Raw genomic sequence first — 19,732 nt, 5'->3', positions numbered from 1 at the left:
CGCTGGGTGTTCCTACGAAGGAACCGCGCGCCCGACCGAGAGATACCCCCACGGCCGCGAGAACGACGGCCCGGGCAGGTAGGACTGCTCCAGAGCGTCGATGGTGAAGCCGGCGGCCTCGACCAGCCGCGGGATGTCGCGGGCGAGGTGGCAGCCGCCGAAGAGGCGCTGCTGGAGGCCGTCGAGGCGGTGCTGCCAGCGGGCGACGCCGGGATCGGGGGAGAGGCCGTGCTCGAGGAAGCCGAGGGTGCCGCCGGGGCGCAGGACGCGGCGCAGCTCGGCCAGGGCACCGGCGACGTCGGGGATCGTGCACAGCGAGAAGGTGACCAGCCCGGTGTCGACCGAGGCGTCGGCGAGCGGGAGCTGGGCGCCGTCGAGCCCGACGCGGCTCACCGGGACCGATGAGCCCGAACGGCGCGCGGCCGAGAGCTGCCAGGCCACGTCGGAGGGCTCGACGGCGATGATCTCGGTGACCGCAGACGGATAGCGGCCGATGTTGCTCCCGCTGCCGAAGCCGATCTCGACGACCTGGCCGCGGAGACCGTCACAGGCCTGCTCGCGCAGCGGCTCGAGCTGCGCGATGCCGCAGGTGCGGTCCACGATGTGTGGCACCACCCGCGCTTCCCAGAGGCCCATGGGAGCTCACTCTTCCATCTCGCCGGTCCACTGGACACCGAGAAGCATCGAATCCTCGCCCTCGACGAGCGTGGTGAAGCCGACGCGCTGGTAGAACCCGATCGCGCGGGTGTTGGCGGAGCTGACGCCGAGGTGCGCGCCGCGTACGCCGGCGACGTGGAAGGAGCCGAGCATCATCCCGATCAGCTCCTTGCCGATGCCTTGGCCCTGGGCGCGGGGGAGCAGGTTGATGTGCAGGTGTGCCGGGAACTCGCTGAGGATCTCGCCCAACATCCGCGGCGGGCGGTGGATCTGGGACCGCAGACGGGCGTTCCAGTCGGTGCGGTCGTGGTCGGGCCCCGGGTCGGGGTTGACGACGCGGAGCGCGGGCCACCAGTCCTCCTCGCACTCCTTCTCGAAGGCACGGGTGAACGGGGTGCCGACGACGTAGCCCACGACGCCCTCGGAGTCGACCGCCACGAACCCGAGCCCCAGGCGCAGCACGATGTAGGGGGCGGCGTAGATGTTCCCCGGCAGCCGCGGGTCGTCGTAGAACTCGGTGGCGTCCTCGCCCGATGCCCCGGTCAGCAGACAGATCGAGAAGAGATCGTCGAGGTCGTCGGCGGTAGCCCGCCGGATCTCAGGAGTGCCCATGGGCCAACCTCACCATGACCACTGCCACGCTCCCCTCACCAGGTCTCCTCTCGGTGCCGCCCAGCCGAACAACCTCGGGCAACCTCAGCGTGGCGGGTGGATGCTCACGTGCCTTCGTGCACGTGGCCGGTAGCCTTGCAGGCATGAGCGAGCGTCAGCGAGCGACAGTCGGCCTCAAGCCGCCACGTCCGTATTCTTGCGCTTGCGCTACGGAGGTGGCGGGATGAGCGTACGACGGGTGATGGGCACGGAGGTCGAATACGGAATTTCCGTGGCCGGGCAGCCCCAGGCGAACCCGATGGTCGCCTCGAGCCAGGTCGTCAATGCGTACGCATCCTCGACCCTGAAGGCGAGGAGAGCGCGCTGGGACTTCGAGGAGGAGTCGCCGTTGCGCGACGCGCGCGGCTTCGACATGTCGCGGCAGGTGGCCGATCCCAGCCAGCTGACCGACGAGGATCTGGGGCTGGCCAACGTCATCCTCACCAACGGAGCCCGGCTCTACGTCGACCACGCCCACCCGGAGTTCTCCTGCCCCGAGGTGACCAACCCGCTCGACGTGGTGCGCTGGGACAAGGCGGGTGAGCAGGTGATGCTCGACGCCTCCCGCGCGGCCGCGCGGCTGCCGGGCAACCCGCAGATCCACCTCTACAAGAACAACACCGACAACAAGGGTGTCTCCTACGGCGCGCACGAGAACTTCCTCATGCGCCGCTCGACCGCGTTCGCCGACATCGTCAAGCATCTGACCCCGTTCTTCGTCTCGCGGCAGGTCTTCGCCGGCGCCGGGCGGGTCGGGATCGGCCAGGAGCGTCCCAAGCACGGCTTCCAGATCTCCCAGCGCGCCGACTTCTTCGAGGTCGAGGTCGGGCTGGAGACGACCCTCAAGCGGCCGATCATCAACACCCGCGACGAGCCCCACGCCGACCCGGAGAAGTACCGCCGCCTCCATGTGATCCTCGGCGACGCCAACCTCGCCGAGATCTCGACCTACCTCAAGGTCGGGAGTACGTCACTGGTGCTGGCCATGATCGAGGACGGCTACATCACCCGTGATCTCAGCGTCGACGGCCCGGTCTCGTCGCTGCGCGCGGTCTCGCACGACCCGTCGCTGAAGACGCTGATCACGCTCAAGGACGGTCGCAAGCTGACCGGTGTCCAGCTGCAGATGGAGTATCTGGACCTGGCCAAGAAGTTCGTCGAGGAGCGCTACGGCTCCGACGCGGACTACCAGACCAAGGACGTCCTGGAGCGCTGGGAGTCGGTGCTCGACCGCCTCGAGCGCGACCCGATGGAGTGCGCCGGCGAGCTCGACTGGGTGGCCAAGTACAAGCTCCTGCTCGGCTACCGCGACCGGGACGGTCTGGAGTGGGACGACCCGAAGCTCCATCTGATCGACCTGCAGTACGCCGACATCCGCCCCGAGAAGGGTCTCTACCACCGTCTCGTCCGCGCCGGGCGGATCCAGCGCCTGATGACCGACGACCTGGTGGAGAAGGCGATGCACGAGCCGCCGAGCGACACCCGGGCCTACTTCCGCGGCCGCTGCCTGGAGAAGTACTCCGAGAACGTCGCCGCGGCCAGCTGGGACTCGGTCATCTTCGACCTGCCCGGCCGCGAGTCGTTGCAGCGGGTGCCGACGATCGACCCGCTGCGCGGCACGAAGAAGCACGTCGGAGGCCTGCTCGACTCCTCCGACACCGCCGTCGACCTCTTCAACCGGCTGACCGGTTCCTGAGCGTCGATCGCGACTCGTGCCACATCTCGGTCCAACGTTCGACTTCTGCTTCCTCCCGTAGCGAAATCGGGCATTGTTTCCTCAGGTTTGTCGGTGCTAGTGGATAGGTTGAAGACATGGCACAGGAGCAGAAGCAGCCGAAGAAGTCCTCCGAGACGGAGGAGTCCGTCGAGACCGCGCCCGAGACCGATGTGAATGAGCGCAAGGAAGCGCTTGACTCCGACGTCGACGACATCCTGGACGAGATCGACGACGTCCTGGAGACCAACGCCGAGGACTTCGTGAAGTCCTTCATCCAGAAGGGCGGGCAGTAGGAGATGTCCGAGTCCCGTATCCCGGCCGCCTACATGACGCCGGGCACCTCGTCCTTTGCCGATTTCCTGACCGCGCAGTCCCCAGAGCTGCTCCCGGGTCATCACCCGGTCCCGGCCAACCTGGGCGACATCGCGCCGCACGGCACCACGATCGTCGCGGCCACCTTCCCCGGTGGCGTGATCATCGCCGGTGACCGGCGGGCCACGCAGGGCAACCTGATCGCCGAGCGCGACATGCGCAAGGTCTTCCCGTCCGACGAGTACTCCGCGGTCGGCATCGCCGGCTCCGCGGGGCTCGCGGTCGAGCTGGTCAAGCTCTTCCAGACCGAGCTGGAGCACTACGAGAAGATCGAGGGCACCACGCTCTCGATCGAGGGCAAGGCCAGCCGGCTCTCCGCCCTCGTCCGGGGCAACCTCGCGATGGCCATGCAGGGCCTGGTCGTGGTGCCGCTCTTCGTCGGGTTCGACCCCGATGCCGGCACGGGGAAGATCTACGGCTACGACCCGACCGGCGGCCGCTACGAGCAGACCGGATACTCCGGCGTCGGATCCGGCTCGCTGTTCGCCAAGGGTGCCCTCAAGAAGCTCTACCGACCCGACCTCGACGAGGCCACCCTGGTCGCGGTCCTGGTCCAGGCGCTCTACGACGCGGCCGACGACGACTCGGCCACCGGCGGGCCGGACCTGTCCCGCAAGCTGTTCCCGCTGGTCCACGTGATCACCGCCGACGGTGGGCGCACCCTGCCCGACGCCGAGGTCGCGGCGGTCGCCGAGGCTGTCATCACCGGGAGGCTCCAGCGGCCCGACGGTCCCATCGCCGAGCTGGAGGGTCGCCCATGAGCACTCCGTTCTATGTGAGTCCCGAGCAGCTGATGCGCGACCGTGCGGACTTCGCGCGCAAGGGCATCTCCCGAGGTCGGGCGCTGGTCTCGCTGCAGTACGCCGACGGCATCGTGTTCGCCTCCGAGAACCCCTCGGCGGCGCTGCACAAGGTGAGCGAGATCTACGACCGGATCGCCTTCGCCGCGGTCGGCCGCTACAACGAGTTCGAGAACCTCCGCATCGCCGGGGTTCGGCTGGCCGACATGCGCGGCTATGCCTACGACCGGCGCGACGTCACCGGCCGCGGCCTGGCCAACGCCTACGCCCAGACCCTCGGCACGATCTTCTCCTCGGGCGGGGAGAAGCCCTACGAGGTCGAGCTGTTCGTCGGCGAGATCGGCGACACCGCGGAGGCGGACCAGCTCTACCGGCTCACCTACGACGGCCAGGTCGTCGACGAGCACGGCTTCGCTGCCATCGGCGGTGCCGCCGAGGCTGTCGGTGGCTACCTCAAGGAGCGCTACACCGAGGGCGCCTCGCTCGAGGACGCCATCAAGCTGGCGGTCGCCGCGCTCGGCCACACCGAGACCGAGGACCGGGAGATCGAGGCGAAGAACCTCGAGGTCGCGGTCCTCGACCGCAACCGCACGCAGCCGCGCAAGTTCCGCAGGATCCGGCCGGCGACGCTGGTCGAGATCCTCGGTGCGGCCACCGCGCCGGCGCAGGTCGAGGCAGCCGAGCCGGCCGCCGTTGAACCGCCCGCTGCGAAGCCCGTCGACGAGGCCCCGCTGGCCCCGCCGGCAGACGACGACGGCGAGCCGCCGATCGCCCCGCCGATCGGCTGAGCTCGGCGAGGTGGGAGTGCTGAGGCGGTTGCCTCAGCACTCCCACGTCACATCTGAGGCTTCAGCCGATCTGGTCCGAGAGCGAGACGACGATGCCTTCGGGCCCGCGCACGTACGCCATCCGCACGATGTCCTCGTAGACGCCGATTCCGCCGACCAGCCCGTAGCCCTTCTCGGCCAGGCCCGCGAGAACCGCGTCGAGGTCGTCGACCTGGAAGCAGACGTTGCGCAGACCCAGGACGTTGGCCATCGCCTCGGGCGTGCCGGGCACATGGTCGGGACGTACGAACCGGGCGAGCTCGAGGGTGGTGTCGCCACCCGGCGGGCGCAGCATCACGACCTCGCAGCGTGATCCCGGGAGTCCGCAGACGGTGTCGATGAACTCGCCCTCCACGAACGTACGTCCCTCGATCTCCAGGCCCAGGCCGACGAAGAACTCCGTGGCCAGGTCTAGGTCGGCGACGGTGATGCCGACGTGGTCGAACTTCAACAGGTGTGTCATGACTGCCATCCTCGTGTTCGTCGGGTGTCTCTGCCTGGTGAACGAGGCCGGCAGGCCGTTCTCTACACCTCAGGGTGGTTGGTTAGGGTCGCGTCTGTGGAGGTCGAGGCGGAGAACGGCACGCGCTCGGCGCCGGCGGGGTCGACGTGGCGACGCGGAAGGCCGCTGGTGCTCATTGCGGTGCTGCTCGCCCTGGTGATCGCGCTGCACGAGCTGGTGCCGAACCGCTGGGGCAACCTGGGCTCGCTGGTCGCGACGTTCCTGCCGTGGTTCGTCCTGGCGGTCCCGCTGCTGCTCCTCGCAGCGGCCCTGCGTCGCTCGGCCCTCGCCGCGCTGCTCGCGCTGGCCCCGCTCGCCGCCTGGGTGGGCGTGTTCGGCCCGCAGCTGATGCCCGTCGAGGCGGAGGCGTACGACCTCACGGTCGTCCAGCACAACGTCGCCGACGACAACCACGATGTCGAGCGGACCGTCAATCTCCTGCTGGCCGAGGATCCCGACATCGTGGCGCTCGAGGAGCTCACCTCCGAGAATCTCCCGCAGTACGAAGCCGCCCTGGAGCCGACGTTCGAGCATCACACGACCCAGGGAACCGTCGGGCTCTGGTCGCGTCACCCGATCTCGGAGCGTACGCGGGTCGACATCCGCCCCGCGGGCATCGACGCGTCCTGGGACCGGTGTCTGCGAGCCGTCGTCCAGACCCCGGAGGGCGAGGTGACCGTCTACGTGGCGCACCTTCCCTCCGTCCGGGTGGGCCCGCGTGGGCTCGCGGCCTACAGCCGCAACCGGAGCGCGGAGCTGCTGGGGGAGGCGATCGCCGCGGATCCGGCGCCGGCGGTGGTGCTGGCCGGCGACCTCAACGGGAACCTCCTCGACCCCGGCCTCGCCCCTCTGACCGACGAGGTCTCGCGCGAGGAGCACGGGTTCCGGTTCACCTTCCCCTCCGCGCTCCCCGTCGTCCAGCTCGACCACGTGCTCGCGCGCGGTGCCGAGGTGAGGGATCTACGGGTGCTCCCGCGCTCGGGCAGCGACCATCTGCCGGTGGTGTCGCGCGTGTCGCTGGGTCAGTGACCGCTGAGCTGACCGGTCAGCCGCTCGTGCCGGTCGGCGCTGGACCGGTTCAGGCCGACGATGCGTACGGACTTGTTCTTGGCCTCGTACTTGTGGGTGATCGCGTCGAGGGTCGCGACCGTGGAGGCGTCCCAGATGTGGGAGTCGGAGAGGTCGATGACGATCTCGTCGGGGTCGTCGGCGTACTCGAACTGGGTGTAGAGGTCGTTGCTCGAGGCGAAGAAGAGCTCGCCGGCGACCCGGTAGACGGCCCGCACGCTCCCGTCGGCGTCCTCGACGAGCTCCCGGTGCGTCTCGGTCAGGTGCGCGACACGGCGCGCGAACAGAGTGATCGCGACCAGGACCCCGACGATGACACCGATCGCCAGGTTGTGGGTCGCGACGGTGAACGCGACGGTCGTGAGCATCACCGCCGTCTCCGAGAGCGGCATCCGGCGCAGGGTGGCGGGCCGGATCGAGTGCCAGTCGAAGGCGCTGACCGAGACCATGATCATCACCGCGACCAGGGCGGCCATCGGGATCAGCGCCACGGTGTCGCCGAACCCGACGACCAGGATGAGCAGGAAGAGGCCGGCGAGGAAGGTGGACAGGCGCGTACGGGCGCCGGAGACCTTGACGTTGATCATCGTCTGACCGACCACCGCGCAGCCGCCCATGCCGCCGAAGAGGCCGGTGATCAGGTTCGCGAGGCCCTGAGCGCCGGCCTCGCGGGTCTTGTCGGAGTGGGTGTCGGTGATGTCGTCGACCAGCTTGGCGGTCATCAACGACTCGAGCAGGCCGACCAGCGCCATCCCCAGTGCGTACGGGGCGATGATCTGCAGCGTGTCGAGGGTGAGAGGTACGTCGGGGATGAACCAGGTCGGCAGGCTGTCGGGCAGCTTGCCCTGGTCGCCGACGTTCGGCACGTCGACCGCGCCGATGACGGTGAAGGCGGTGAGCGCGACGATCGCGACCAGCGGCGCCGGGATCACCTTGTTGATCCGCGGGAACCCCACGATGACGGCGATACCGACGGCGATCATCGGGTAGACGGCCCAGGGCACGTCGACCATGTGGACGATCTGCGCCTGGAGGACGAGGATCGCGAGCGCGTTCACGAAGCCGACCATCACCGAGCGGGGCAGGAAGCGCGTCAGCCGGGCCACCCCGGCCAGCGCCAGGGCGATCTGGATCAGACCGCCCAGGAGCACCGTCGCGATCAGGTAGTCATAGCCGTGGTCCCGCATCACCGGCGCGATCACCAGCGCGACCGCGCCGGTGGCGGCCGAGATCATCGCCGGTCTCCCGCCCAGGAACGAGATCGCCACCGCCATCGTGAACGAGGCGAACAGCCCGACCCGCGGGTCGACCCCGGCGATGATCGAGAACGAGATCGCCTCGGGGATCAGCGCGAGCGCGACGACGAGACCCGCCAGCACCTCCGTACGCAGCAGGCGCGGTGAGCGCAGCGCGGCGAGCACGGTGGGCTCGGCCGGCCTGGAGGTGGCCAGGGGTGAAGGCACTGAAGAGGGTCCGATCGGTCGCGGCTGGCAGGATGAGCAGGACGAGAGAACGGTACTCTCACGTAACGTAAGGGTTGGCCTCGTCGACCGTGTGAGAATGGACACCATGACGCGCAGTGCTGCCCCCGAAGGGGCGATGCAGATCGGCGAGGTGGCGGCGCGCACCGAGCTGTCTCTGCGCAGCCTCAGGCACTGGGAGGAGGTCGGCCTGCTGAGTCCCTCGGGACGCAGCGAGGGCGGCTTCCGGCTCTACACCGAGGAGGACGTCGACAAGATCCTGGTGATCCGCCGGATGAAGCCCCTCGGCTTCAGCCTCGAGGAGATGAAGGCGGTCATGGTCGACATCGAGATCCTGCGTGGGTCCGCGCCCGACCCTGCCGACGCCACCGCGGCTCGCGAGCGCCTTGCCGCGGTCGGGGCAGAGGCCGGCGTACGCCGCGAGAAGCTGGAACGACAGCTGGGGATGGCGGACGAGTTCATCGCGATTCTCAGGCGCGAGCTGCGCTGACGTTCCGGAGGGTGGTCCGCCCCGCCGTGTCGTACCTCTGAACGCCTCCGGAGTGACCGCCGACCGTCTAGGGTTTCAAGTATGGACAGGCGCATCTTCGGCATCGAGAACGAGTACGGCGTGACCTGCACGTTCCGCGGCCAGCGGCGGCTGAGCCCGGACGAGGTGGCCCGCTATCTCTTCCGCAAGGTGGTGAGCTGGGGCCGCAGCTCGAACGTGTTCCTCCGCAACGGCGCGAGGCTCTACCTCGACGTCGGCTCCCACCCCGAGTACGCCACGCCCGAGTGTGACGACGTGGTCTCGGTCGTCACCCACGACAAGGCGGGGGAGCGGATCCTGGAGGGCCTGCTCCTCGACGCCGAGCAGCGGCTGCACGACGAGGGCATCGCCGGCGACATCTACCTGTTCAAGAACAACACCGACTCGGCCGGCAACTCCTACGGCTGCCACGAGAACTACATGGTCAGCCGCGCCGGGGAGTTCTCCAAGCTCGCCGACGTGCTCATCCCGTTCCTGGTCACCCGTCAGCTCATCGTCGGCGCCGGCAAGGTCACCCACACCCCGCGGGGTGCCGGGTTCGCGGTCTCTCAGCGTGCCGAGCACATCTGGGAGGGTGTGTCGTCGGCGACGACACGGTCCCGGCCGATCATCAACACCCGCGACGAGCCGCACGCGGACGCCGAGAAGTACCGGCGACTCCACGTCATCGTCGGTGACTCGAACATGTCCGAGACCACCACGATGCTCAAGATCGCGAGCTGCCACCTGGTGCTGCGGATGATCGAGGAGGGCGTCGTCCTGCGGGACATGACGATGGAGAACCCGATCCGCGCCATCCGCGAGATCGCCCACGACCTGACCGGCCGCCGCAAGGTGCGGCTGGCAAACGGCCGCGAGGCCAGCGCGCTGGACATCCAGAACGAATACCTGTCCAAGGCCCGCGAGTTCGTCGACCGCCGAGAGATCACCGATCCGACCATGCTCGCCTCCCTCGACCTGTGGGAACGCGGCCTGAAGGCGATCGAGTCCGACGACCTCTCCCTGGTCGACCGCGAGATCGACTGGGTGATCAAGTGGAAGCTGATCGACCGCTACCGCGCCAAGCACGGCCTTCCGCTGGGCCACGCCCGCGTCGCCCAGCTCGACCTCGCCTACCACGACATCCACCGCAACCGCGGCCTCTACTACCTGCTGGAGAAGAAGGGCGCGGTCAAGCGCGCAACCACCGACCTGAAGATCTTCGAGGCCAAGTCGGTGCCGCCGCAGACCACCCGCGCCCGGCTCCGTGGCGAGTTCATCAAGAAGGCACAGGAGCGCCGCCGCGACTTCACCGTGGACTGGGTCCACCTCAAGCTCAACGACCAGGCCCAGCGCACCGTGCTGTGCAAGGACCCGCTCAAGGCGTACGACGAGCGCGTCCAGCGGCTCATCGACGGCATGTGACACCCCTGCCGGGGTGGCTTCGCTGCGGGGTAACCACCGGGCGGATATGGTGTGCTCCGCTGTCGTCTCTCTCTATTTCACGTCACGAAGGTTTGCACTGTGCCCACTGCTCCTCGGCCTCGACTGCGCCACGCGCTGAGCGCGCTGGCCGTCACCCTGCTCATCCCGGCTCTGGTCGCCTGCGGCGGCGAGGAGAAGACGGGGTACGGCGACGAGACCGTCTCCGGCTTCGACGGCGTCACGGTCTCGGCCGCGGTCGACAAGGCGCCCACGCTGAAGTGGGAGTCCGCGATCGCCTACCCCAAGGACCCCAAGGTCAAGACGCTGACCGAGGGCGAGGGTGAGGAGATCCCCAAGGGTCGCGGCGTGTTCGCCAAGATCTACATCGGCAACGCCACCACCCTGGACAAGGACTGGGCCTACGAGAGCCAGGCCGCCGAGGGTGAGGAGCTCCCGGCGGACAAGCCGTGGAGCACCATCTTGAAGGGCGCCAAGGTCGGCGACCGGATCGAGGCCATCGTCGGCTCGGCCGACCTGCTCGGCGAGGGCGGCAACCCGCAGATGGGCATCGGCAACCACGACACGCTGCTGGTCGTCGTCGACGTGGTCAAGGCCGCCGCCGACAAGACGCCGCACGACGTCGACGCCTCCGAGCTCCCGAAGGTCGTCGAGAAGAACGGCAAGCCGACCGGGTTCGACTTCAAGGGCATCGCCAAGCCGAAGGCCGACGACGGGCTCAAGCGGGTCATCGTCACCGAGGGCGACGGTGAGGAGATCACCACCGACCAGACGGTCACCGCCAACTACCTCGGTATGACCTACGGCGCCAAGAAGCCCTTCGACGAGAGCTTCAGCAAGGAAGCCGTCCCGTTCGCCCTCAACCAGGTGGTCGCAGGCTGGACCAACGGCTTGGAGGGCGTCAAGGTCGGCAGCCGTGTTCTGCTGCAGATCCCGCCGGAGCTGGGCTACGGTGCTGAGGAGAAGCCGGGCCAGGGCGGCACGCCGGGGATCCCGGCCAACAGCACGCTCTACTTCGTCATCGACGTCGTCAAGGCCGAAGCCACCTCGGCGACGCCGTAGCAGAGTCTCTAGGGGGAGAAACACACCGTGGCGGCGGGTAAGACCGAGCGGTTGATGAACCTGCTCATCATGCTGCTCGTGCAGCGTGACAACGTGTCGAAGGAGCGGATCCGCGAGGTCCTCTACCCGTCGTCCCACGGTGAGGCGTTCGAGAAGATGTTCGAGCGCGACAAGGAAGAGCTGCGCAGCCTCGGGGTGCCGATCGAGACCGGCGTGATCGACTCCTTCTTCGAGGACGAGATCGGCTACCGGGTCAGCCCCGAGCAGTTCGCGCTGCCGCCGATCACCCTCGAGGCCGACGAGCTCGCGGTCGTCGCCCTGGCCACCAAGGTCTGGGAGAACGCCTCGATGGCGGAGGCGACCACGGAGGCCGTACGCAAGCTCAACGCCGCCGGGCTCGAGACCGACGTCTCGGCGCTGGAGATCGTCCAGCCACGGCTGGCCGCGGAGGAGGGCTCCTTCGACGTCTTCGTGGCCGCCACCCAGGACCGGCAGGTCGTCGAGTTCGACTACCGCGGGTCGCGGGCGGCCGAGCCGTCCCATCGGCGGCTGCAGCCGTGGGGCGTGGTGCGCTACTCGGGCCGTTGGTACGCCGTCGGCCATGACGTCGACCGCGACGACACCCGCATCTTCCGGCTCTCCCGCGTCCTGGGTGAGGCCCGGGCGGTCGGTGACTTCGATGCCTTCGAGGTCCCGGCCGAGGTGGACGTACGCGATATCGCACGAACCCTGGCGCCGGCGCCGCCCACAGGGAAGGCCGTCCTGCTGCTGCGGCAGGGGAGCGGCTACACGCTGCGCAGGGCCGCCGACTCGACCGAGGGCGGGGTGACCGGTCCCGACGGCCGTGACGACTGGGACCGGGTGGTGCTGACCCGGGTGCCCGCCGACCTGGTGGGGGCGGTGCTGGGGCACGGCCCCGACGCCTACGTCGAGGAGCCCGAGGACCTGCGCCGCGAGGTCGGGACCCGGCTCGAGCGGCTGGCCGCGCGTCTGGACGGAGCCGACCGATGAGCGCCGCCGGAGCGAACGCGACGGGTGCCAAGGGGCAGGTGGGACGGCTGCTGACGCTGGTGCCCTACCTCTACTCCCAGATCGAGGACGTACGCCTCGACAAGGCCGCCGCCGACCTCGGCGTCGAGGAGAAGCAGCTGGTCAAGGACCTGCAGGTGCTCTTCATGTGCGGCCTGCCCGGCGGCTATCCCGACGACCTGATCGACGTCGACATCGACGCCTTGACCGAGCCCGACGGCGACCGGGTCATCCGGATCTCCAACGCCGACTACCTCGACCGCCAGCTGCGGCTCACCCCGATCGAGGCCACCGCCGTGATCGTCGCGCTGCGTGCGTTGCGGGGCGGAGCGGTGAGCGTGGAGACCAAGGAGGTCGTCGACCGGACCCTGGCCAAGCTCGAGCAGGCCGCCGCCGAGGGGGCCGCGGGCAGCGTCGACCCCGGCGAGGAGCCGGTCGACACCTCGCTCGTCCAGATCCATGCCGCGATCGCGACCGCGATCGACCAGGGTCGCCAGGTACGCATCGACTACTGGGTCCCGGCGCGCGACGAGGAGTCGTCCCGCGTCGTCGACCCCCGCGCCCTGGTCTCGATCCGTGACATCGAGTACCTCGACGCCTGGTGCCACACCGCCGAGGCGCCGCGCAGCTTCCGTCTCGACCGGATCAGGGGCGCCGAGGTGCTCGACACCCCGATCGTGGCCGCTCCGGAGACGGGTGAGGGGGCGGACCTCGACGACGAGAGCGGGTCGGTGCTGCGTACGGACTCGGGCAGGGTGGTCCGGGTGCGACTGTCTCCGGAGGCTCGCTGGGTCGGTGAGTACTATGCCGTGCTCGACCCGGTGGAGGTGCCGGGCGGCGGGCTCGAGGTGGGGCTGCGGGTCTACGACGAGCGCTGGCTCACCCGGTTGCTGCTTCGACTGGCCCCCTATGCTGAGATCCTCGACGAGCAATCGTTCACCGAATCGTTTGCCGCGACTGCACGACTGGCTCTCGGCCTGTACCGTTCGGACGCGTAGACTTCTGACGTTCCCCCTAAGACGTAGATGAGGTAGTTCATGTTCACTCCATTGATCGGTATGCCGCAGGGAGCCGAGTGGCTCATCATCTTGGCGATCGTGATCCTCGTCTTCGGTGCCGCCAAGCTTCCTGAGCTCGCCCGCGGCACCGGTCAGGCGCTGCGCATCTTCAAGACCGAGACCAAGGGCCTTCGCGACGAGGACGAGAAGGAGAAGGGCGACAAGGCCGAGAAGCCGGCCGAGCTGACCGCCTCCGAGCAGGAGCGGATCGCCGAGCTCGAGCGTCGTGAGGCCGAGATCAGGGCCGAGCGCGAGCGCCTCTCCGGCAACTGAGGTCGACCTTGTCCATCGCCGGTGTTGTCGCGATTCTTCGCGGCACCCCCAAGCACGCCATCGGCGACGACGGCCGGATGGCTCTCTCCGACCACCTGCGCGAGCTTCGCGGGCGGGTGATCAAGGCAACCCTGGCCCTGGTCGTCGGGTTCGTCGTCGCGCTGTTCTTCTTCGAGCAGCTCTTCGATCTGGTCATGGACCCCTACCTCAAGGCCGTCGAGATGATGGACCGGGAGGGCGGCGCCGCCTCGCTGAGCTCGGTCAACGGCGCCGCGGGTGGCTTCATGCTCTACCTGAAGCTGTGCGGCCTGGCCGCGCTCATCGGCACCGCGCCGATCTGGCTCTACCAGATCTGGGCATTCCTGATGCCGGGCCTGCACGCCCACGAGAAGAAGATGTCGAGGATCTTCGTGGCCGTCGCCGGCCCGCTCTTCCTCGCCGGTGTCGTGCTGGGCTACGTCACCATGCCCAAGGGCCTGGAGATCCTGTTCGCCTTCGTCCCCGACGGCCTGACCAACATCGTCGAGTTCAGCGAATATCTCAGCTTCCTGAGCCGTACGCTGCTCGTCTTCGGCATCGCCTTCGAGATCCCGGTCTTCGTGATCCTGCTCAACCGGATCGGGGTCCTGCCCGGTGCGGCCCTGGGCAAGTACCGCGCCTGGATCATCGTCGGCTCCTTCGTCTTCGCCGCCGTCGCGACCCCCTCGGGTGACCCGTTCACGATGACGATCATGGCCGGCCCGATGGTCGTCCTCTTCGGGATCTCCGAGGTGATCGCCAGGGCACACGACAGGCGGAAGGCCGGAAAGCGCAAGGACATGATCGGGGATCCGGACGTCCCGTCGGTGATCTGACCAGTACGATTCGGCGGGTGACGCGCCAGATCGCCCTGCTCGCCAACCCCACCGCCGGCCGTGGCCATGCAGACCAGATCCTCGAGGCGGTCACCGAACGTCTCGAGGCTTCCGGGGCCCTGGTCGAGCACCTGATCGGTGACGATGCCGAGCACGCTCTCGAGCTGGCCCGGAAGGCGGCCGCGGACGGGTTCGACACCGTCGTGAGCCTCGGCGGCGACGGCATGGTCCACGTCGCCGTCCAGGCGCTGGCCGGCACCGAGGTCGGTCTCGGCGTCGTCCCGCTCGGGACCGGCAACGACTTCGCGCGGGCGCTCGGGATCCCGGCCGGCGACCCGCTGGCGGCCGCCGACGTGGTCGTACGCAACCACTCGCGTCGCATCGATCTCGGCCGGGCTGCACGCACCGCCTCGGGTTCTGCTTCGGCGGGGGACACATGGTTCGCGACCGTCCTGGCCGCCGGGTTCGACGCAGCGGTCAACGAGCGGGCCAACGCGATGAGGTGGCCCCACGGCGACCTTCGCTACACGCTTGCCGCGCTCTCGGTGATCCGCAGCTGGAAGCCCGTGCCCTACCGGCTCGAGATCGAGGACGCGACCGGCGCGACGACCGTCCGCGAGCAGGAGGCGATGCTGCTCGCGATCGCCAACACCGAGTCCTACGGGGGAGGTCTGCGGATCGCGGCGGAGTGCGACCCCGCCGACGGCCTGCTGGACGCCATCCTCATCAAGCCGGTCTCGCGGCTGGAGTTCCTGCGCGTCTTCCCGGGCGTACGCCAGGCCAAGCACCTCACCCATCCTGCCTTCGAGCGCATCCGTGCCCGCCGGATCCAGGCCTCCGCTCCCGGCGTGATCGCCTACAGCGACGGGGAGCGCCTCGGGCCGCTGCCGCTCGATGTCGAGTGCGTGCCGTCCGCTCTCGGCGTACTCGTGCCGCCGCCATCTTGATTGTCGGTGTCGGTCGATAGGCTCGGCACCATGGACGCCTCGCCAGCGGAGAAGTACGCCGCGTATCAGCGTGACAAGGGCTATCCCGTCTACCGGGACTTCGCCTCGCTCTACGACTTCGGGCTCGACGACTTCCAGATCGAGGCGTGCAAGGAGATCGAGGAAGGCAAGGGCGTCCTGGTCGCCGCGCCGACCGGGTCGGGCAAGACGATCGTCGGTGAGTTCGCCATCCACCTGGCCCTCGCGACCGGTCGCAAGGCGTTCTACACGACGCCGATCAAGGCTCTCTCCAACCAGAAGTACAACGACCTGGTCAAGCGCTACGGCCCCGACCAGGTCGGCCTGCTGACCGGTGACAACGTCGTCAACGGCGAGGCGCCGGTCGTGGTGATGACCACCGAGGTGCTGCGCAACATGCTCTACGCGGGCTCACAGACCCTGATGGGCCTCGGATTCGTGGTGATGGACGAGGTCCACTACCTCGCCGACCGCTCCCGCGGCGCGGTCTGGGAGGAGGTCATCATCCACCTGCCCGAGTCGGTCTCGGTCGTCTCGCTGAGCGCCACCGTCTCCAACGCCGAGGAGTTCGGCGAGTGGCTCACCACGGTGCGTGGCGAGACCACCACGATCATCGAGGAGAAGCGGCCGGTGCCGCTCTACCAGCACGTGATGGCCGGCCGCCGGATCATGGACCTGTTCGCCTCCTCCGACGTCGACGCGGCGGCCGGGTTCGTCAAGGAGGGCGCCCCGGTCAACGGCGAGCTGATGAGGCTGGCGCGCGACGACTGGGCAGCCGGACGGATGACCGACCGGCGTACGCCCAAGGACAAGCGCAAGGGCAACGGGAACCGGCGCGTGGGCAACGGGCGCCGCGTCTGGATCCCCTCGCGGGTCGAGGTGATCACCGCGCTGCAGAGGGACAACCTCCTTCCGGCGATCAACTTCGTCTTCTCCCGGGTCGGCTGCGACGCCGCGGTCCAGCAGTGCATCCAGGCCAACCTGCGGCTGACCACGCCCGACGAGCGCGACGAGATCTTCGCCTACGTCGAGGAGGCCTGCGCCGACCTGCCCGACGAGGACCGCCACGTCCTGGGCTACCACGACTGGATCGACGGCTTGACCCGCGGCGTCGCCGCCCACCACGCCGGGCTGCTGCCGGCGTTCAAGCAGGTCGTCGAGGAGCTGTTCCTCCGAGGCCTGGTGAAGGCCGTCTTCGCCACCGAGACGCTCGCGCTGGGCATCAACATGCCCGCTCGGACGGTGGTGATCGAGAAGCTCTCGAAGTGGAACGGCGAGGCCCACGTCAACCTCTCCCCGGGGGAGTACACCCAGCTCGTCGGCCGCGCCGGCCGTCGCGGACTCGATGTCGAGGGCCACGGCGTCGTGCTCTGGCAGCAGGGGCTCAACCCGCGCGAGCTCGCCGGTCTCGCCTCGACGCGTACGTACCCGCTCCGGTCGAGCTTCAGGCCGTCCTACAACATGGCGGTCAACCTGGTGCACCAGTTCGGCCGGGCACGCTCGCGCGAGCTGCTGGAGCAGTCGTTCGCGCAGTTCCAGGCCGACAAGGCGGTCGTCGGGCTGGCGCGTCAGGTGCGCAAGGCCGAGGACGCCATGGAGGGCTACCAGGAGGCGGCGACCTGCGAGAAGGGCGACTTCATGGCGTACGCCGCGATCCGCCGCAAGATCTCCGACGTCGAGAAGTCCTCCTCCCGCGAGCGGCGTGCCGACCGGCGCGAGGAGATCATCGAGTCGCTCTCGAAGCTGAAGATCGGTGACGTGATCGACGTGCCGACCGGCAAGTTCGCCGGCTACGCCGTGATCGTCGACCCGGGCTTCGACCCGGACGGACCGCGCCCCTACGTCATCACCCAGGACCGGCAGGCACGCCGCCTGGCGATGATGGACTTCAACGTGCCGATCGCCGCCCAGACCCGGCTGCGGGTGCCGAAGTCGTTCAACGGCCGCAACCCGCAGATGCGCCGCGACATGGCCTCCCGGCTGCGGGAGAAGACCCAGGACCTGCGTCCGGTGCCCTACGAGGGGTCGCCGACCGCCCGCAAGGAGCGGAAGAGCTCGGCGGAGACCCAGATCTCCGAGCTGCGGCGCGAGCTGAAGATGCACCCCTGCCACGACTGCCCCGACCGCGAGGACCACGCCCGCTGGGCCGAGCGCTGGTTCAAGCTCTCGCGCGACACCGACACCCTGCGCCGTCGGGTGGAGGCGCGCACCAACACGGTCGCGCGCACCTTCGACCGGGTGTGCGAGGTGCTGGTCGCCCTCGACTACCTCGAGGGCGAGACCGTCACCGAGCGCGGCACTCACCTGATGCGGCTCTACTCCGAGATGGACCTGGTCGCCGCCGAGGCGCTCCGCGAGGGGCTGTGGGACGACCTGACCCCCTCCGAGCTCGCCGCCGCCCTCTCGGTGCTGGTCTACGAGGCCCGTCGCGCCGACGACGCCACCCCGCCCCGCCTCCCCGGCGGCCGGGTCAAGGACGTCATCGCCGAGACCGTGCGACTGTGGGGCCAGCTCGACGCACTCGAGCGCGACCACAAGCTCGACTTCCTCCGCCAGCCCGACCTCGGGTTCGCCTGGGCCGCCTACCGCTGGGCCGAGGGCGACGACCTCGACGACGTCCTCGAGGTCGTCGAGCTCGCCGCCGGAGACTTCGTACGCTGGATGAAGCAGCTCATCGACATGTGCGGCCAGGTCGCCGACGCCGCCGGCGACGTGCCTCTGCGGCGTACGGCCCGGCAGACCATCGATCTCCTCAAGCGCGGTGTCGTGGCGTACTCCTCCGTGGTCGAGTAGAGGGTTCGATCTCCACGTTTCGCGGACATGACTCGGGGGGATCGCTAGGGTCCGACCGTGCAGAAGCAGGAGACGGTGGTTGCGTTCGTCGGTCGGTCTTGGGCCGTCTTCATGGGAGCAGGGCTGGTGTGGGGGCTCCTGATCTGGACCGTGATGTTCCTGGACTTCCGAGGTGCGCTTCCGGTGCCGCTGGGGCTGTTCATGGGCATCCACATCGTGGCGGGAAGCGCAGTCTTCGGGGCTTGGTTCCTGCTCTGCCGTGGCCGCCTCGAGGTCAGGGACGAAGGGCTGGCGCTGTCTGGGCCGCTGGGGTCGCGAGTGGTTCCCTGGTCAGACCTCGCCAACGTCGAGCCGAGCTGGGCCTGGCAGTGGGTGCGCTGCCGTGACGCTGACGGCCGCATCACGCTCAGGCTCACGACATCGAGGTGGTATCCCCGTCTGCAGCACCACATCCGCGAGCACAACAAGAAGTTGGCCACTCAGCTCTGGTACTCCAGCCGGGTCGACTGAGGCTCGGTGGACCCGGTGAAATATGATGGCAAGGTGGATGTCTCTCCCTACGATGCTCTGCTGTTCGTCTCTTTCGGGGGGCCGGAGAAGACCGAGGACGTGGTGCCGTTCCTGGAGAACGTGACCCGGGGACGGGGGATCCCGCGGGAGCGGCTGGTCGAGGTCGGGCAGCACTACTTCGATCGGGGCGGGAAGTCGCCGATCAACGACCAGAACCGGGCCTTCCTGGCGGCTCTGCGCAGCGACCTGGCAGAGCACGGGATCGACCTTCCGGTCTACTGGGGCAACCGCAACTGGGACCCCTACCTGAGCGACACCCTCGCGCAGATGCGCGCCGACGGGATCGAGCGGGCGGCGGTCTTCGCGACCAGCGCCTACTCGTCCTACTCCTCGTGCCGGCAGTACCGCGAGAACCTCTTCGAGGCGTGCGAGAAGAGCGGCGACGTCGAGTCCGGCCCGGTGCTCGACAAGCTGCGGCGCTACTACAACCACCCCGGCTTCGTGGCGCCGGTCGTCGACGGCGTGCTCGCCTCTCTCGAGGACCTGCCCGAGGCCGAGCGCGATGGTGCGCGGATCCTCTTCGTGACCCACTCGATCCCGACCTCGATGAACGACAACGCCGGCCCCGACGGCAACGCGTACGTCGCCCAGCACCTCGACGTCGCCGCGGTGGTCGCCGAGCAGGTCGCGCAGCGGCGCGGGGTCACCCACGAGTGGGATCTCGTCTACTGCAGCCGCTCCGGGGCCCCGCACATCCCGTGGCTCGAGCCGGACGTGAACGACCACCTCGAGGCGCTGGCGGAGAAGGGCACCAACGCCGTGGTGATGTGCCCGGTCGGCTTCGTCTCCGACCACATGGAGGTCGTCTACGACCTCGACACGGAGGCGATGGACACCGCCGAGAAGCTCGGGATCCACGCCCGCCGCAGCGCGACGGCCGGCGAGGACCCGCGCTTCGTGGCTGCCGTACGCGAACTGCTCCTCGAGCGCGCCGCTGCAGAGCGTGGTGAGGTCCCTGAGCGGCCTACCGTCGGTGACCTGGGCCCCGGGCCCGACCGCTGTCCCGCGGGCTGCTGCTTCAACCAGCGCTCGCAGCTGCCGACGCTGTCGGGGGAGGACTCGCCCCAGTACTCCGAGTGATCAGCCGCGGCATAGGGTCGGC

The 19,732-nt window shown here is 68.9% G+C and carries 20 protein-coding genes; 16 read left to right on the top strand and 4 right to left on the bottom strand.

What is annotated here, in order from left to right:
* Positions 1 to 12 precede the first annotated feature (12 nt).
* Both ACIRON_RS11370 and ACIRON_RS11365 read right to left on the bottom strand, forming a co-directional pair.
* Positions 13 to 636: a class I SAM-dependent methyltransferase gene (locus ACIRON_RS11370; RefSeq protein ID WP_402992420.1), complete on the bottom strand. Its 624-nt coding sequence runs from the start codon at positions 634 to 636 to the stop codon at positions 13 to 15.
* Positions 637 to 642: 6 nt separating this feature from the next.
* Positions 643 to 1,269 (bottom strand): GNAT family N-acetyltransferase, encoded by a 627-nt coding sequence (locus ACIRON_RS11365; RefSeq protein ID WP_402992419.1) that lies wholly within the window; start codon positions 1,267 to 1,269, stop codon positions 643 to 645.
* A gap of 223 nt (positions 1,270 to 1,492) precedes the next feature.
* Here ACIRON_RS11365 and dop point away from each other — a divergent pair, with 223 nt between their 5' ends.
* The 4 genes from dop to prcA all read left to right on the top strand — a co-directional run bounded on the left by dop (position 1,493) and on the right by prcA (position 4,985).
* The gene (gene dop, locus ACIRON_RS11360) at positions 1,493 to 3,004 is read left to right on the top strand and encodes a depupylase/deamidase Dop (protein WP_091041354.1); all 1,512 of its coding nucleotides are present in this window, start codon (positions 1,493 to 1,495) and stop codon (positions 3,002 to 3,004) included.
* Between the two features lie 116 nt (positions 3,005 to 3,120).
* Positions 3,121 to 3,318 carry a ubiquitin-like protein Pup gene (locus ACIRON_RS11355; protein WP_008356645.1) on the top strand — a complete coding sequence of 66 codons (198 nt, stop codon included), beginning with the start codon at positions 3,121 to 3,123 and terminating at the stop codon, positions 3,316 to 3,318.
* A 3-nt stretch (positions 3,319 to 3,321) separates the two neighbouring features.
* Positions 3,322 to 4,158: a proteasome subunit beta gene (gene prcB, locus ACIRON_RS11350; protein WP_378725937.1), complete on the top strand. Its 837-nt coding sequence runs from the start codon at positions 3,322 to 3,324 to the stop codon at positions 4,156 to 4,158.
* Positions 4,155 to 4,985: a proteasome subunit alpha gene (prcA, locus tag ACIRON_RS11345; RefSeq protein WP_402992418.1), complete on the top strand. Its 831-nt coding sequence runs from the start codon at positions 4,155 to 4,157 to the stop codon at positions 4,983 to 4,985. The genes prcB and prcA overlap by 4 nt, the downstream gene beginning before the upstream one ends.
* Before the next feature lie 61 nt (positions 4,986 to 5,046).
* On the opposite strand, the gene ACIRON_RS11340 is transcribed toward prcA, so the two are convergent.
* Entirely contained in the window at positions 5,047 to 5,487 is a 441-nt protein-coding gene (locus ACIRON_RS11340) for a VOC family protein (RefSeq protein WP_402992417.1), read from the bottom strand.
* 96 nt (positions 5,488 to 5,583) lie between these two features.
* Here ACIRON_RS11340 and ACIRON_RS11335 point away from each other — a divergent pair, with 96 nt between their 5' ends.
* Positions 5,584 to 6,555, top strand: coding sequence for an endonuclease/exonuclease/phosphatase family protein (locus tag ACIRON_RS11335; RefSeq protein ID WP_402992416.1), 972 nt, complete (start codon positions 5,584 to 5,586; stop codon positions 6,553 to 6,555).
* Here ACIRON_RS11335 and ACIRON_RS11330 read toward each other — a convergent pair.
* Positions 6,549 to 8,015: a SulP family inorganic anion transporter gene (locus ACIRON_RS11330; protein ID WP_402992554.1), complete on the bottom strand. Its 1,467-nt coding sequence runs from the start codon at positions 8,013 to 8,015 to the stop codon at positions 6,549 to 6,551. The two genes, ACIRON_RS11335 and ACIRON_RS11330, sit on opposite strands and share 7 nt — an antisense overlap.
* A 148-nt stretch (positions 8,016 to 8,163) precedes the next feature.
* On the opposite strand from ACIRON_RS11330, the gene ACIRON_RS11325 reads away from it, so the two are divergent.
* From ACIRON_RS11325 to ACIRON_RS11275, 11 genes are all read left to right on the top strand, one after another.
* Positions 8,164 to 8,565 (top strand): MerR family transcriptional regulator, encoded by a 402-nt coding sequence (locus ACIRON_RS11325; protein ID WP_402992415.1) that lies wholly within the window; start codon positions 8,164 to 8,166, stop codon positions 8,563 to 8,565.
* Between the two features lie 81 nt (positions 8,566 to 8,646).
* On the top strand, positions 8,647 to 10,008 hold the full coding sequence (gene pafA / locus ACIRON_RS11320) for a Pup--protein ligase (protein ID WP_402992414.1): 1,362 nt from the start codon (positions 8,647 to 8,649) through the stop codon (positions 10,006 to 10,008).
* Positions 10,009 to 10,107: 99 nt separating this feature from the next.
* Positions 10,108 to 11,088, top strand: a complete 981-nt coding sequence (locus ACIRON_RS11315; RefSeq protein WP_402992413.1) for an FKBP-type peptidyl-prolyl cis-trans isomerase — start codon at positions 10,108 to 10,110, stop codon at positions 11,086 to 11,088.
* 27 nt (positions 11,089 to 11,115) lie between these two features.
* Complete coding sequence (locus ACIRON_RS11310) at positions 11,116 to 12,099, top strand: helix-turn-helix transcriptional regulator (RefSeq protein ID WP_402992412.1); 984 nt, start codon at positions 11,116 to 11,118, stop codon at positions 12,097 to 12,099.
* The gene (locus ACIRON_RS11305; protein WP_402992411.1) at positions 12,096 to 13,115 is read left to right on the top strand and encodes a helix-turn-helix transcriptional regulator; all 1,020 of its coding nucleotides are present in this window, start codon (positions 12,096 to 12,098) and stop codon (positions 13,113 to 13,115) included. Before ACIRON_RS11310 ends, ACIRON_RS11305 begins: the two co-directional genes overlap by 4 nt.
* A 39-nt stretch (positions 13,116 to 13,154) precedes the next feature.
* Entirely contained in the window at positions 13,155 to 13,448 is a 294-nt protein-coding gene (tatA, locus tag ACIRON_RS11300; protein ID WP_402992410.1) for a twin-arginine translocase TatA/TatE family subunit, read from the top strand.
* Positions 13,449 to 13,456: 8 nt separating this feature from the next.
* A complete protein-coding gene (tatC, locus tag ACIRON_RS11295; protein WP_402992409.1) occupies positions 13,457 to 14,302 on the top strand; it encodes a twin-arginine translocase subunit TatC in 846 nt (281 codons plus the stop codon).
* Positions 14,303 to 14,319: 17 nt separating this feature from the next.
* Positions 14,320 to 15,249: a YegS/Rv2252/BmrU family lipid kinase gene (locus ACIRON_RS11290; RefSeq protein ID WP_402992408.1), complete on the top strand. Its 930-nt coding sequence runs from the start codon at positions 14,320 to 14,322 to the stop codon at positions 15,247 to 15,249.
* Between the two features lie 30 nt (positions 15,250 to 15,279).
* Positions 15,280 to 18,060, top strand: a complete 2,781-nt coding sequence (locus ACIRON_RS11285) for a DEAD/DEAH box helicase (RefSeq protein WP_402992407.1) — start codon at positions 15,280 to 15,282, stop codon at positions 18,058 to 18,060.
* 57 nt (positions 18,061 to 18,117) lie between these two features.
* Positions 18,118 to 18,570 carry a PH domain-containing protein gene (locus ACIRON_RS11280; RefSeq protein ID WP_402992406.1) on the top strand — a complete coding sequence of 151 codons (453 nt, stop codon included), beginning with the start codon at positions 18,118 to 18,120 and terminating at the stop codon, positions 18,568 to 18,570.
* Between the two features lie 33 nt (positions 18,571 to 18,603).
* Entirely contained in the window at positions 18,604 to 19,710 is a 1,107-nt protein-coding gene (locus tag ACIRON_RS11275) for a ferrochelatase (protein WP_402992405.1), read from the top strand.
* The last annotated feature ends 22 nt before the right edge of the window (positions 19,711 to 19,732 follow it).

This window comes from Nocardioides sp. NPDC101246 (assembly GCF_044767415.1).
Taxonomy (GTDB): domain Bacteria; phylum Actinomycetota; class Actinomycetes; order Propionibacteriales; family Nocardioidaceae; genus Nocardioides.
The sequence above is the reverse complement of the archived record's forward strand: the minus strand, read 5'-3'. Positions and strand labels throughout refer to the sequence as shown.

Excerpts from the sequence above, each read along its gene's own strand:
- ACIRON_RS11370 (WP_402992420.1), bottom strand. The coding sequence starts at position 636 with ATGGGCCTCTGGGAAGCGCGGGTGGTGCCACACATCGTGGACCGCACC.
- ACIRON_RS11365 (WP_402992419.1), bottom strand. The coding sequence starts at position 1,269 with ATGGGCACTCCTGAGATCCGGCGGGCTACCGCCGACGACCTCGACGAT.
- dop (WP_091041354.1), top strand. The coding sequence starts at position 1,493 with ATGAGCGTACGACGGGTGATGGGCACGGAGGTCGAATACGGAATTTCC.
- ACIRON_RS11355 (WP_008356645.1), top strand. The coding sequence starts at position 3,121 with ATGGCACAGGAGCAGAAGCAGCCGAAGAAGTCCTCCGAGACGGAGGAG.
- prcB (WP_378725937.1), top strand. The coding sequence starts at position 3,322 with ATGTCCGAGTCCCGTATCCCGGCCGCCTACATGACGCCGGGCACCTCG.
- prcA (WP_402992418.1), top strand. The coding sequence starts at position 4,155 with ATGAGCACTCCGTTCTATGTGAGTCCCGAGCAGCTGATGCGCGACCGT.
- ACIRON_RS11340 (WP_402992417.1), bottom strand. The coding sequence starts at position 5,487 with ATGACACACCTGTTGAAGTTCGACCACGTCGGCATCACCGTCGCCGAC.
- ACIRON_RS11325 (WP_402992415.1), top strand. The coding sequence starts at position 8,164 with ATGACGCGCAGTGCTGCCCCCGAAGGGGCGATGCAGATCGGCGAGGTG.
- pafA (WP_402992414.1), top strand. The coding sequence starts at position 8,647 with ATGGACAGGCGCATCTTCGGCATCGAGAACGAGTACGGCGTGACCTGC.
- ACIRON_RS11305 (WP_402992411.1), top strand. The coding sequence starts at position 12,096 with ATGAGCGCCGCCGGAGCGAACGCGACGGGTGCCAAGGGGCAGGTGGGA.
- tatA (WP_402992410.1), top strand. The coding sequence starts at position 13,155 with ATGTTCACTCCATTGATCGGTATGCCGCAGGGAGCCGAGTGGCTCATC.
- ACIRON_RS11285 (WP_402992407.1), top strand. The coding sequence starts at position 15,280 with ATGGACGCCTCGCCAGCGGAGAAGTACGCCGCGTATCAGCGTGACAAG.